The 13126-nt window shown below is 65.6% G+C and carries 10 protein-coding genes and 1 pseudogene; 8 read left to right on the top strand and 3 right to left on the bottom strand.

All coding sequences use genetic code 11. The features are described from left to right. Nucleotides 1-95: 95 nt before the first annotated feature. Both DWA33_RS23500 and DWA33_RS23495 read right to left on the bottom strand, forming a co-directional pair. A pseudogene (locus tag DWA33_RS23500) lies at nucleotides 96-221 on the bottom strand (DUF488 family protein); the annotation flags it as partial. A 640-nt stretch (nucleotides 222-861) separates the two neighbouring features. Continuing rightward, nucleotides 862-1611, bottom strand: coding sequence for a sulfite exporter TauE/SafE family protein (locus tag DWA33_RS23495; RefSeq protein WP_114360904.1), 750 nt, complete (start codon nucleotides 1609-1611; stop codon nucleotides 862-864). Between the two features lie 98 nt (nucleotides 1612-1709). Here DWA33_RS23495 and DWA33_RS23490 point away from each other — a divergent pair, with 98 nt between their 5' ends. Then, a complete protein-coding gene (locus tag DWA33_RS23490; protein WP_114360903.1) occupies nucleotides 1710-2609 on the top strand; it encodes a LysR substrate-binding domain-containing protein in 900 nt (299 codons plus the stop codon). Nucleotides 2610-2670: 61 nt separating this feature from the next. On the opposite strand, the gene DWA33_RS23485 is transcribed toward DWA33_RS23490, so the two are convergent. Continuing rightward, nucleotides 2671-3420 carry an alpha/beta hydrolase gene (locus tag DWA33_RS23485; protein WP_114360902.1) on the bottom strand — a complete coding sequence of 250 codons (750 nt, stop codon included), beginning with the start codon at nucleotides 3418-3420 and terminating at the stop codon, nucleotides 2671-2673. Between the two features lie 472 nt (nucleotides 3421-3892). Here DWA33_RS23485 and DWA33_RS23480 point away from each other — a divergent pair, with 472 nt between their 5' ends. The 7 genes from DWA33_RS23480 (at nucleotide 3893) to DWA33_RS23450 (ending at nucleotide 12905) form a co-directional block, all read left to right on the top strand. Further along, a complete protein-coding gene (locus DWA33_RS23480) occupies nucleotides 3893-4924 on the top strand; it encodes a class 1 fructose-bisphosphatase (protein WP_114360901.1) in 1032 nt (343 codons plus the stop codon). A 34-nt stretch (nucleotides 4925-4958) separates the two neighbouring features. Then, the gene (locus DWA33_RS23475) at nucleotides 4959-5834 is read left to right on the top strand and encodes a phosphoribulokinase (RefSeq protein ID WP_114360900.1); all 876 of its coding nucleotides are present in this window, start codon (nucleotides 4959-4961) and stop codon (nucleotides 5832-5834) included. A 34-nt stretch (nucleotides 5835-5868) separates the two neighbouring features. Then, nucleotides 5869-7884, top strand: a complete 2016-nt coding sequence (gene tkt, locus DWA33_RS23470; RefSeq protein ID WP_114360899.1) for a transketolase — start codon at nucleotides 5869-5871, stop codon at nucleotides 7882-7884. Nucleotides 7885-7943: 59 nt separating this feature from the next. After that, on the top strand, nucleotides 7944-9029 hold the full coding sequence (gene fba / locus DWA33_RS23465) for a class II fructose-bisphosphate aldolase (protein ID WP_011160174.1): 1086 nt from the start codon (nucleotides 7944-7946) through the stop codon (nucleotides 9027-9029). 58 nt (nucleotides 9030-9087) lie between these two features. After that, nucleotides 9088-10473 carry a ribulose-bisphosphate carboxylase gene (locus DWA33_RS23460; RefSeq protein WP_114360906.1) on the top strand — a complete coding sequence of 462 codons (1386 nt, stop codon included), beginning with the start codon at nucleotides 9088-9090 and terminating at the stop codon, nucleotides 10471-10473. A 189-nt stretch (nucleotides 10474-10662) separates the two neighbouring features. After that, nucleotides 10663-10962 carry a hypothetical protein gene (locus DWA33_RS23455; RefSeq protein ID WP_114360898.1) on the top strand — a complete coding sequence of 100 codons (300 nt, stop codon included), beginning with the start codon at nucleotides 10663-10665 and terminating at the stop codon, nucleotides 10960-10962. A gap of 251 nt (nucleotides 10963-11213) precedes the next feature. Beyond that, on the top strand, nucleotides 11214-12905 hold the full coding sequence (locus tag DWA33_RS23450) for a methyl-accepting chemotaxis protein (protein WP_114360905.1): 1692 nt from the start codon (nucleotides 11214-11216) through the stop codon (nucleotides 12903-12905). Nucleotides 12906-13126: the final 221 nt, after the last annotated feature.

Genomic DNA, 13126 nt, shown 5'->3' with positions numbered 1-13126 from the left:
GACAGCGCGCTCGCTCGCGGCTTGCTCGCGCCTCGTCATCCCGAGGGGTCCCTTTTGGACGCCGATACGGGGTCCCGATCCAATGCCGATTGACACCCCTTCTTGCGGGACAGCGGCAGCGCTCGCACGTCCACCAAGACCTCGACCCCAACGGCCTTGAGAGTGGCAACAAACCTGTCGATGTCCGTGCCTTCATAGCCAATGGTGTAGACAGTCGTCATGTGCGGCGATCCCCGTAAGATGTTGCTCTGCACTCGTTAAGGTACAGTTGCAAGTCATTCTTTGGGCGCCGACGCTGCACTCAAGTTGAAGCCGACGGCGGGCAGCAACGGCAAAATACACTGATAGGTCCGCGTCGATCATGGCCCCCTCCCGATTGATGTCGAGCACTGGTGATCCAAGCCGCCGTCCCGAGCAACCCGAGTGGCTGACCAAGCCCCGCCGCGTGGAGCCGGAACGCGGCGTACTGTCAAGGCGGCCGCGATCCCCGCCAACGAGGTTGTTCCAGACTCTCGCGGGCCCTAATGATGTCTGCGAGGTTGGTGGCCCTCTCTTCGGCCCGCGCAGCCTGCATATCGCGATCGGCCCGCCGCGCCGACTGGTGAACTGCTTCAGGTGTCGCAGTCTGCCCAGCTTCGTCACTCGTTTCTATGCTGTCCCACTCTCTCCGCCAGCACGGCCCGATTGTGATCGGATTTCCCAGGTGGTCGACGGTGGTCGCGATGACGATGATGTCGCTCCGGTGGCGGCGGAGAGCCGCCGTTTCTTGTTTAAGGCGGCTTACCTTGGCGCCCCTATAATTTAAGCGGACGGGCTGCTGCTTAAACAACGCGCGACTCCGCTTGCGCCTCAGGCCCCGATTCACAGCAGCGACTTCATCGCCATCTCGCACCCCAGCAGCAACAGGCAGACCAGGAAGCCGCGACGAAAGGCGGTCGGACTGATCCGGCTGCGAACGGCCTGTCCGGCCCACATGCCGCCGAGAGCGGGGAGCGTGGAGAGGGCCGATACGGTCAAATGATCGGTCTGGAAAGCGCCGTGTGCGCCGAGTCCGATTGCGAGCGCGATCGTGGATACGGTGAACGACAGGCCGAGCGCCTGCACCAGATCGTCCTTGGCGAGGCCGAGCGACTGGATGTACGGGACGGCCGGAATCACGAACACGCCGGTTGCGCCGGTGACGATGCCGGTCAGTCCGCCGATCAGCGGCGACAGCCACGGCTCGGCGCGCACTGAGATGCTGATAGGACGGGCCAGCAGCGTGGTGCTGGCGTAGACGATCAGGGCGCCGCCGAGCATCGCGGTCGTCAGCCGCGTATCGCCGCTGGCGATCCATGTCGATCCCAGCAGCGTGCCGACGACGACGGCCGCCATCATCGGCCACAGCCTGCGCAGCACTGCACCCAGGCTCGGGCCGGCCAGCAGTTGCCAGACATTGGTGACGAAGGACGGTACCAGCAGCAGGCTCGCGGCTGCGACCGGCGAGATCAACGCGCCGAGCACGCCCATCGCCACCGTCGGCAGGCCCATGCCGGTGACGCCCTTGACCAGGCCGGCGACGAAGAAGGTGGCGAAGACCGCGGCCAGCAGCGAGATCGAAACATCGGACATGGTGCATCACCGCCGCTTCGCGAGGCTTCCGGCAATGCGGATGTGCCGATCCGTACCTTCGGCTATGCCGAAGGCTGACCGTGGGCTAGTCTCGGAAGATGCGCTTCGACCTTACCGATCTCGGCCTGTTCCTCGCCGTCATCGAAGCCGGCAGCATCACCCGCGGTGCGGCCGAAGCCGGTCTGTCGCTGCCGGCCGCCAGCGAACGGCTGCGCGACATGGAGGCGGCCGGCGAAGTTCTGCTGCTGCATCGCGGCCGGCGCGGGATCGTGCCGACCGAAGCGGGCGAGGCGCTCGCGCATCATGCCCGCACGATCCTGCACCAGATGGCCGAGATGCGTGGCGAGCTCGGCCGCTATGCGAAGGGAATGCGGGCGAATGTCTGCGTCTTCGCGAATACGGCGGCCATCACGGAGTATCTGCCGGAACGGCTGGCGACCTGGATGGCGCAGCACCCTCGGGTCGATCTCGACCTCAAGGAACGGCAGAGCTCCGAGATCGCCAGGAGCGTGTCTGCCGGCTTCGCCGAAATCGGCATCCTGTCCGGTGCCGCCGCAACCGCCGGCCTGACCTTGCGTCCCTTCGCCATCGACCGGCTGGTGGCCGTGTTGGCGCCGAGCCACGCTCTTGCGGAAAAGCCGCAGCTTCGGTTTGCCGACCTGCTCGATCAGCACTTCGTCGGTCTGACCGGCGGCGCATTGCAGCAGCATCTCGAGATGCAGGCGGCTCGGCTCGGGGCGAACATCAAGCTCCGGGTCGCGCTTCGGAGCTTCGACGGGATCTGCCGGCTCGCGGGCGAAGGCGTCGGAATCGGCATCGTGCCGGAAGCGGCCGCAAGGCGCGCGAAGCGATCGGCCGGCATTGCCATCGCCCGGCTTCAGGACGATTGGGCGACGCGCCGGTTGTCGGTCTGCGTCCGCAGCGAGCCGGAGCTGACGCCGCTGGCGCGGAGCCTCTTTCAGCATCTCGCGTCCCGGTCGTCTTCGCCGCTCCGGTGAGAAGGTGTGCCGCAGCGCCGGTGTAATCTCGATCACGCCCCGCGCTGCGGCCGCTGCGCGGTTACAAATTGCGCCGCACGAAGCCGTCGATCGCGGCGGCGATCAGGTCCTTGTCGTTGTCGATCGTGGCGACGTGGTAGGAGTTGTCGAGCCACAGCGTTTCGATCCTGCTGGAGCCGACGTGATTGGCGATCACCGTCGCATTGTTGGGTGACAGCACGTGGTCGACCCGCGAATTGATCACCAGGGTCGGGCACTTGATCCTCGGCAGCAGCGCGCGGGCGGTGGCGGCCAGGCCCATCACCTGCTTGACGCAGGTCACGGGCACCTGATCGTAGGCCAGCTCCTTGGTGGTGGTGTCGACCATGTCCGAACCGATCCCGGGGACGAATTCCGGCAGGCCGCGCGCATACGCCAGCCCGGCGAGGTCGGGCGAGTCGATCTGCACCGCGGCATTGATCGGGATCACGCCGGCGACCTTGTCCGGATGCGTCGCCGCCAGATACAGCGACAGCGTGCCGCCCATCGACAGCCCGGCCACGAAGGTCTTGTCGCATCTGGCGGACAGCTCGAGCAACGCGTCCTCGGCGCAGTTCACCCAGTCCGTCGCGGTGGTCTTGGCCATCGCGGCCGGCGAGACGCCGTGCCCCGGCAGCCGCGGGCCGAGAACCGAATAGCCGCGTTCGCCGAGCCGCTCACCGAGATAGCGCATGCTCTGCGGGCTGCCGGTAAAGCCGTGCACCAGCAGTACGCCGGTTCTGCCGCCGTCGAATGCGAACGCCTCCGCGCCGGCCATCACCGCTTCGCTCATGTCGTTTCCCCCCTGAAACTATGGCGGCGCCGGCGCGCGCATCGCTCCGGTCGCTCAACCATCTGTTTTGATTCAATTTTCCTATGTCCCGCAAATGCGCCGCCAGCGTCAAGGGAGCTCGCGCCGCGATGCGCCGGCACGCGGCGGCAGCAACAAACACCTCGCGCTGGGGACGCGTTGCGCTGCTAAAGTATAAGAGTGTCGCCGCTCCGGCCGATCGAAGCCGATTCCGCCCCGATCCATGCGCCCGCTTCTGATCTAAATCACAGCAGCCTTCGACTAATTGTGCAGAATCCGCGCCGCGTCGCCGTTTTCCGGTAAGAAAATACAGGGCGGCGGCGCTCCATATAAAAATTCCTTTGGTGGTACCAAGGAAAATGCAATTTCTCTTATGTGACCGATCGGCTCACAAGCTCCGCGCAACGGAGCCCGCTGGAGCCATTTGGCCGCGCTGCGTTGTGGGGGAGTCATCATGGATCAGGGCCAAACGCTCTCAGTTCTTCTCGATTCTTATGCGGTCGATCCGCAGCGCAAAGCGGTCGCCGCCGCGGTCGGCGCGATCGCCGCGGGGTCGATCGAAATCTCCGAACTGATCGGGCAGGGGGCTCTGGCCGGCATCACCGGCGCCGCACACGGCGGCAGCAATGCCGACGGCGACGTGCAGAAGGATCTCGACGTCAAGGCCGACGAGATCATCACCGCCGCACTGAAAGACGTGCCGTTCGCGGCGCTGGCGTCGGAAGAGTCCGACACTCTGGTCGACGGCGATCCCAACGCGCCGATCTCGATCGCCTACGATCCGCTCGACGGCTCGTCCAACATCGACACCAACATGACGGTCGGGACGATCTTTTCGATCATTCCGAACCAGCCGGGTGTCAAGCCGTTCACCGCGCCCGGCTCCTGCCAGATCGCGGCAGGCTTCGTGGTGTATGGACCGCAGACCTCGCTGGTGCTGACGCTCGGCGACGGCGTCGATATCTTCACGCTGGACCGCAAGGCCAGGACCTACCGGCTGATCCGCGAGCGGGTGACGGTGCCGGCCGACACTGCCGAATACGCCATCAACGCCTCCAACCATCGCCATTGGGAGCAGCCGATCCGCGACTTCGTCGACGAGTGCATCGCCGGCGCCGATGGCCCGCGCGCCAAGGACTTCAACATGCGCTGGATCGGCTCGCTGGTGGCCGAAGTATATCGGATCCTCACCCGCGGTGGCGTCTTCCTGTATCCGGGCGACAACCGTCCGGGTTACGGCAACGGCCGGCTGCGGCTGCTCTACGAGACCCATCCGATGTCGTTCGTGATGGAGCAGGCCGGCGGCGCCGCCTCGACCGGGCGCGAGCGGGTGCTCGATCTCACCGCCAAGACGATCCACCAGCGTTCGCCGCTGATCATGGGGTCGATGGACAAGGTCAAGCGCATCGAACTGCTGCACACCGATCCGAGTGCCGCGTCGCGCTCGGCGCCGCTGTTCGCCCGCCGCGGCCTGTTCCGCGTCTGACGTCTCCCCCGGTTGGAATTGGAAGTACCTCCTCATGTCCCGTAAGCATCCGATCATCTCCATCACCGGCTCCTCCGGCGCCGGCACCACCTCCGTGAAGAAGACGTTCGAGCAGATCTTCCGCCGCGAGAACGTCAACGCCGCATTCATCGAGGGCGACGCGTTCCACCGCTACAACCGGGTCGACATGCGCAACAAGATGGCGGAGGAAGCCGAGCGCGGTAACCGCCACTTCAGCCATTTCAGCCCCGAGACCAACCTGTTCGAGGAGCTGGAGCAGACCTTCAGAAGCTACGCCGAGACCGGCACCGGCCGCACCCGTCACTATGTCCACGACGACGAGGAAGCCGCGCTGCACGGCGTGCCGCCCGGCAATTTCACCCAGTGGCAGGACCTGCCGTCGAACTCGGACTTGCTGTTCTACGAAGGCCTGCACGGCGCGGTGATCACCGAAAAGGTCAACGTCGCGCAGCACGCCGATCTCAAGATCGGCGTCGTGCCGGTGATCAACCTCGAATGGATTCAGAAGCTGCACCGCGACCGTGCGGCGCGCGGCTATTCGACCGAGGCGGTGACCGACACCATCCTGCGCCGGATGCCGGACTACGTGCACTACATCGTGCCGCAGTTCGCCGAGACCGACATCAACTTCCAGCGGGTGCCGACCGTCGACACCTCGAACCCGTTCATCGCGCGCTGGATTCCCACCGCCGACGAATCGATGGTGGTGATCCGCTTCAAGAACCCGCGCGGCATCGATTTCGCGTATCTGCTGTCGATGATCCAGGGCAGTTTCATGTCGCGCGCCAACTCGATCGTGATCCACGGCGCCAAGCTCGATCTGGCGATGCAGCTGATCCTGACGCCGCTGATCATGCAGCTGATCGACCGCAAGCGAAGCATGAAGTAATGCCCAACATCTGCAAGAAACTGGGGAGGCCGGTTTGAACGTTCCCGCACGCGACATCCACGACAAGGTCACGCATCGCGACATGGCGAATGCGATCCGGTTTCTCGCCATCGACGGCGTCGAGAAGGCGAAGTCCGGCCACCCGGGCATGCCGATGGGCATGGCCGACGTCGCCACCGTGCTGTTCACCCGCTTCCTGAAGTTCGATCCGGCCGCGCCCGATTGGGCCGACCGCGACCGCTTCGTGCTGTCGGCCGGCCACGGCTCGATGCTGCTGTACGCGCTGCTGCATCTGACCGGCTATCCGGATGTCACGATCGATCAGCTCAAATCGTTCCGGCAGTGGGGCTCGAAGACCCCGGGCCATCCGGAATACGGCCACACCCAGGGCGTCGAGACCACCACCGGCCCGCTCGGCCAGGGTCTTGCGACCTCGGTCGGCATGGCGCTCGCCGAGCGGATGATGAACGCGCGCTACGGCGACGCGCTGGTCGATCACTTTACGTATGTGATCGCCGGCGACGGCTGCCTGATGGAAGGCGTCAGCCACGAGGCGATCTCGCTGGCAGGTCATCTCAAGCTCAACAAGCTGATCGTGCTGTGGGACGACAACCACATCTCGATCGACGGCGACACCTCGCTGTCGTGCTCGGACGATCAGCTCGCGCGCTTCGCCGCGTCGGGCTGGGCCACCACCCGTGTCTACGGCCATGATCCGGAAGCGGTCGCGGCCGCGATCGAGCAGGCCAAGAAGAGCGACCGTCCGTCGCTGATCGCCTGCCGCACCACCATCGGCTTCGGCTCGCCGAAGGTCGCCGGCACCGAGAAGGCGCATGGCGCTCCGCTCGGCGCCGACGAGGTCGAGAAGACCCGCGCCGCGCTGAACTGGCCGTATCCGCCGTTCGAGATTCCCGATCCGATCCTGGCGCGCTGGCGCGAGGCCGGCGGCCGCGGCAAGGCCGCGCACGACGCCTGGACCCAGCGGCTGGCGGCGGCCGACGCTACGACCCGCACCGGCTTCACCGATGCGCTCGCCGGCAAGCTGTCGGCGGACTACGAAGGCGCGCTGCAGGGCCTGATCGCCAAGTTCGACGCCGACAAGCCGACCATCGCCACCCGTCAGGCGTCGCAGCTCACCATCGACGCCATCGTGCCGGCGTCGCCGAACATCCTCGGCGGCTCGGCCGACCTGACGCACTCCAACCTGACCCACGCCAAGGGCACCATGTCGGTTAAGCCCGGCGCGTTCGGCGGCAACTACCTGCACTACGGCATCCGCGAATTCGGCATGGCGGCGGCGATGAACGGCATCGCGCTGCACGGCGGCTTCGTGCCGTTCGGCGGCACCTTCCTGGTGTTCGCCGACTACAGCCGGCCGGCGATCCGTCTCGCCGCGCTGATGGGCGTGCGCGTCATCCACGTGATGACCCACGATTCGATCGGCCTCGGCGAAGACGGTCCGACCCATCAGCCGGTCGAGCACGTCGCCTCGCTGCGCGCGATCCCGAACCTGCTGGTGTTCCGCCCCGCAGACGCGATCGAGACCGCGCAGGCCTGGGACGTCGCGCTGAAGCAGACCTCGCGCCCGTCGGTGCTGGCGCTGTCGCGTCAGGGCCTGCCGGCGCTGCCGCGTCCGAACGGTGCGGCCGGCAATCCGGTCGCCCGCGGCGCCTATGTGGTCATCGATCCGCCCAAGCGCGACGTCACCCTGATCGCCACCGGCTCGGAAGTGTCGCTGGCGCTGGATGCGGCCTCCAAGCTGGAAGCCGCAGGCATCAAGGCGGCGGTGGTGTCGGCCCCGTGCTTCGAACTGTTCGCCGAGCAGGACGACGCCTACCGCGCCGGCGTGCTCGGCACCGCGCCGCGGGTCGGCATCGAGGCGGCGCGCGACATCGATTGGCGCCGCTGGATCGGCGATACCGGCGCGTTCGTCGGCATGACCGGGTTCGGCGCCTCGGCACCGGCGCCGGTGCTGTATCAGAAGTTCGGCATCACCGCCGATGCGGTGGTGGACGCCGCCAAGGGCGCGATCGCCCGCGGCAAGCACTGAGCCCGATTTTCGAACATCGCGACGACTTCGTCGTCACACAGTCAGTTTGAGGAGACATCATGGCGCGTATCACCCTGAGGCAATTGCTGGATCACGCCGCTGAGCACGGCTACGGCGTGCCCGCGTTCAACATCAACAACATGGAGCAGGGCCTCGCGATCATGGAGGCGGCGGCGCTGGTCGACGCCCCGGTGATCATCCAGGCGTCGCGCGGCGCCCGCTCCTATGCCAACGACATCATGCTGGCGAAGATGATCGACGCGCTGGCCGAGATGTATCCCGACATTCCGCTCTGCATGCATCAGGACCACGGCAACGACGAAGCCACCTGCGCCACCGCGATCCGCTACGGCTTCACCTCGGTGATGATGGACGGTTCGCTCAAGGCCGACGCCAAGACCGCCGCCGACTATCAGTACAACGTCGATATCACCCGCCGCGTCGTCGACATGGCGCATTGGGTCGGTGCCTCGGTGGAAGGTGAGCTCGGCGTGCTCGGCTCGCTGGAGCACGGCGGCGGCGAGCAGGAAGACGGCCACGGCGTCGAAGGCAAGGTCAGCCGCGAGCAGCTGCTGACCGATCCGGACCAGGCGGTCGAATTCGTCCGCGCCACCAAGGTCGACGCGCTGGCGATCGCGATGGGCACCTCGCATGGCGCCTACAAGTTCAGCCGCAAGCCGGACGGCGACGTGCTGGCCATGAAGGTGGTCGAAGAGATTCACCGCCGCCTGCCGAACACCCATCTGGTGATGCACGGCTCGTCGTCGGTGCCGCAGGACCTGCAGGACATCTTCAACGAGTTCGGCGGCGCGATGCCCCAGACCTTCGGCGTCCCGGTCGAGGAGATCGTCCGCGGCATCAAGCACGGCGTCCGCAAGGTCAACATCGACACCGACTGCCGTCTGGCGATGACCGGTGTGTTCCGCAAGGTCGCGACCCAGAACAAGGCGGAGTTCGATCCGCGCAAGTTCCTGAAGCCGGCGATGGATGCGATGCGCGACATCTGCAAGCTGCGCTTCGAGCAGTTCGGCACCGCCGGCAACGCCTCGAAGATCAAGGTCGTGCCGATGGCGGAGATGGCCAAGCGCTACAAGTCCGGCGCACTCGATCCGCAGATCGGCCAGGTCGCCCGCGCCGCGGAGTAACCGGATTCAATTCGCGGCGGCCAGCGGGCCGCCGCGCCTCGCATTGCAGGAGATCACCATGGACCAGTCGAACCGCTACGCCAATCTCAACCTCAAAGAGAGCGAGCTGATCGCGGGCGGACGGCATGTGCTGTGCGCCTACATCATGAAGCCGAAGGCCGGCTTCGGCAACTTCATCCAGACCGCCGCACACTTCGCCGCCGAATCCTCGACCGGCACCAACGTCGAAGTCTCCACCACCGACGACTTCACCCGCGGCGTCGACGCGCTGGTGTACGAGATCGACGAGGCCAAGGGCCTGATGAAGATCGCGTACCCGATCGAGCTGTTCGACCGCAACGTGATCGACGGCCGCGCCATGATCGCCTCGTTCCTGACCCTGACGATCGGCAACAACCAGGGCATGGGCGACGTCGAATACGCCAAGATGTACGACTTCTACGTCCCGCCGGCTTACTTGAAGCTGTTCGACGGCCCGTCGACGACCATCAAGGATCTGTGGCGCGTGCTCGGCCGCCCGGTCGTCAACGGCGGCTTCATCGTCGGCACCATCATCAAGCCGAAGCTCGGCCTGCGCCCGCAGCCGTTCGCCAATGCCTGCTACGATTTCTGGCTGGGCGGCGACTTCATCAAGAACGACGAGCCGCAGGGCAACCAGGTGTTCGCGCCGTTCAAGGACACGGTGCGGGCCGTCGCCGACGCGATGCGCCGGGCGCAGGACACCACCGGCGAGGCCAAGCTGTTCTCGTTCAACATCACCGCCGACGATCACTACGAGATGCTGGCGCGCGGTGAGTTCATCCTCGAGACCTTCGCCGACAACGCCGACCACATCGCCTTCCTGGTCGACGGCTACGTCGCCGGCCCGGCCGCGGTGACCACCGCCCGCCGCGCGTTCCCGAAGCAGTACCTGCATTATCATCGCGCCGGCCACGGTGCGGTGACTTCGCCGCAGTCCAAGCGCGGCTACACCGCCTTCGTGCTGTCGAAGATGGCGCGCCTGCAGGGTGCCTCGGGCATCCACACCGGCACCATGGGTTTCGGCAAGATGGAAGGCGAAGCCGCCGACCGTGCGATCGCCTACATGATCACCGAGGACTCGGCCGACGGTCCGTTCTTCCACCAGGAATGGCTGGGCATGAACCCGACCACCCCGATCATCTCCGGCGGCATGAACGCGCTGCGGATGCCGGGCTTCTTCGACAATCTCGGCCACTCCAACCTGATCATGACGGCGGGCGGCGGTGCGTTCGGCCACGTCGACGGCGGCGCGGCGGGTGCCAAGTCGCTGCGTCAGGCCGAACAGTGCTGGAAGCAGGGCGCCGATCCGGTCGAGTTCGCCAAGGATCACCGCGAATTCGCCCGCGCGTTCGAGAGCTTCCCGCACGACGCCGACAAGCTGTATCCGAACTGGCGCGCCAAGCTGAAGCCGCAGGCGGCCTGAGACCTGCACAAGTCGTCGCAACGGCCTGCGTCCCGCACGCAGGCCGTTGCGCGTTTGCGGGCGGCGCACGCTGGGTAGCTCCGGCAGGCGGTTAGTCGACAATCAACCGTTCGACAAGGCTGCGCTTGCGGCCGCAAATCCCTGCGGCATGCTGACCACCGTGATGGCAGCCTGCCGCGGGAGCATTCGATGTCCCATGTTCACTCGGAGAGCTACTGGTTCCAGCTCAGAGTCGACGGCGCGGTTTACCACTGTACCTTCGTTCTGACCGATGATCGTTTGATCACCGTGGCAGCCGCCGGCCGCAGGCGCAGCGAGATGCTGGGCGGTGTGCCGCCGCGAGCACTCGCCACGACGATCGCGCTCGAACTGGTGCATGAGCGGCCCACGATCTCGCAGCCGGGCGAGATTGCGCCGCGGAATCTCCACAGATCCTGGCTCGACGGCCTGTTCGAACGCGCGCGTAGCGCCGGTGCCGGCCGCCACTGACACCCGGCGGCGTAGGGGCCGCTTGGACGCCTCTCTGGTTTCTCCGTGCGTGTTAGTCAGGACGCTGTCAGTGTTTTCGCCCGCGTATTTTTACGAACATTCTCGTTAAGGTTGCAGAAAGTTCCGCGGCACAGATTGCTCGCGCTTTCCGGACGGCAACGTGGCTGCTGGAGGCGAATCGGGCCCGCCTCGATCACTCGATCCGCCGTGGAGTCATGCTGCGCGTCGTCAGCTCTCTCGAGGAGCCCTCGATGTTTGCCAAGCTATCGATCCGCACCAAGATCACCGTCCTCGTCGCGCTGCTGCTCCTCGCCATCTCGGGTCTCGGCGGGCTCGGGTTGTACAAGTTGAACACCCTCAACGCCAGCACGCTCGACCTCGGCACCAACTGGTTGCCGAGCGTTCGCGTACTCGGCAGCCTGCGCTCCAACATCTCGAGCTATCGCAACCAGATGCGGGCGCACCTGATTGAGCTGTCGGCCGACGGCAAGGCCGAGACCGACAAGCACATCGCCAAAGTGATGGACGCCATCAAGAAGGACCAGAGCATCTACGAGCCGCTGATTTCCTCGGCCGAAGAGCGGCAGCTCTACGAGTCCTTCAAAAAGGAGTGGGCGAGCTATCTCGATGAATCGCAAAAGGTGATCGAGATGTCCAGGAAGTCCGTCGGACGATTCTCGCCGGAAACAGCCGAATACCTGTCGAAGGTTGTCGTGCCGATCGGGCGCCGCGCCGACTCGTTCCTGCAGAAGGATATCGATATCAACAACAAGGGGGCGGACGAGTCGAATGCGGCTGCTGCCGTCACTTACAGCTCCGCCTTCTGGATGGTGCTGTCAATTCTAGGTCTGGCGATTCTGTTCGGCCTTGTCGCCAGCTACATGGTGATCCGCGACGTCGCGGCCGGCATCGCGTCGATCGTCTCACCGATGCAGGAGCTCGGCCGGGGCAATCTGGCCGCCGATGTCCCGCATCGCGGCGAGCCGACCGAAATCGGGCGAATGGCCGACGCGCTGCAGATCTTCAAGGAAGCGCTGATCCAGAAGCGCGACGCCGATGCCGCGGCAGCGAAGGAAGCCGAAGAGAAGATCGCTCGCGGCCAGAGGATCGATGCCGCGACCCGGCAGTTCGAGCGTGCGATCGGCGAAATCGTCGAGACCGTGTCCTCGGCATCGACCGAGCTCGAAGCTTCGGCCGGTACTCTGACCTCGACCGCCGAGCGGGCTCAGGATCTCGCGACGTCGGTTGCCGCCGCTTCCGAGGAGGCTTCCGCCAATGTCCAGTCGGTCGCCTCGGCGACCGAAGAGATGAGTTCGTCGATCACCGAGATCAGCCGTCAGGTTCAGGAGTCGGCGCGCATCGCCAACGACGCGGTCGATCAGGCCCGCAAGACCAACGACAGTGTCAGCACCCTGTCGCAGGCGGCGGCGCGGATCGGAGACGTCGTCGAGCTGATCAACACCATCGCCGGTCAAACCAACCTGCTCGCGCTCAACGCCACCATCGAGGCGGCGCGCGCCGGCGAGGCCGGCCGAGGCTTTGCGGTGGTCGCCGCGGAAGTCAAGGCGCTGGCCGAACAGACCGCCAAGGCCACCGGCGAGATCAGCCAGCACATCACCGGCATCCAGACCGCGACCGGACAATCTGTCGATGCGATCAGGGCGATCGGCCAGACCATCGGCCGGATGTCGGAAATTGCCTCGACGATCGCCTCGGCGGTGGAAGAGCAGGGTGCGGCCACCCAGGAAATCTCCCGCAATGTGCAGCAGGCGGCGCAAGGCACCCAGCAAGTCTCGGCGAACGTGACTGACGTGCAGCGTGGCGCCACGGAGACCGGTTCGGCGTCTTCGCAGGTTCTGTCGGCCGCCCAATCCCTGTCGCAGGACAGCAACCGCCTGAAGATCGAAGTCAGCAGATTCCTCGACAGCGTGCGGGCAGCCTAGCGATCGACCGCTGAGCTGATCTAGTTACCGGCGTCCCGGGCCGTGGCCTATCGCGTCTTGAAAAGTGAACTATCTTGTCTTGATAAGTTCATCGAGCGCCGTCCACGGCTTCGGTCAGCCTTCCATTTTTGCATACCACCTCGTCACATGGCGGGCTGTGGAGGGTTGTTCTCGCCCTGTTAACAGCCAGGTAAGTGGCTGCTGATAACGAGGCAACGGGG

It is taken from the genome of Rhodopseudomonas pentothenatexigens, assembly GCF_900218015.1.
Classification (GTDB): Bacteria; Pseudomonadota; Alphaproteobacteria; order Rhizobiales; family Xanthobacteraceae; genus Rhodopseudomonas; species Rhodopseudomonas pentothenatexigens.
Note: the sequence above shows the minus strand (reverse complement) of the source record. Positions and strands in the feature narration are given on the sequence as shown.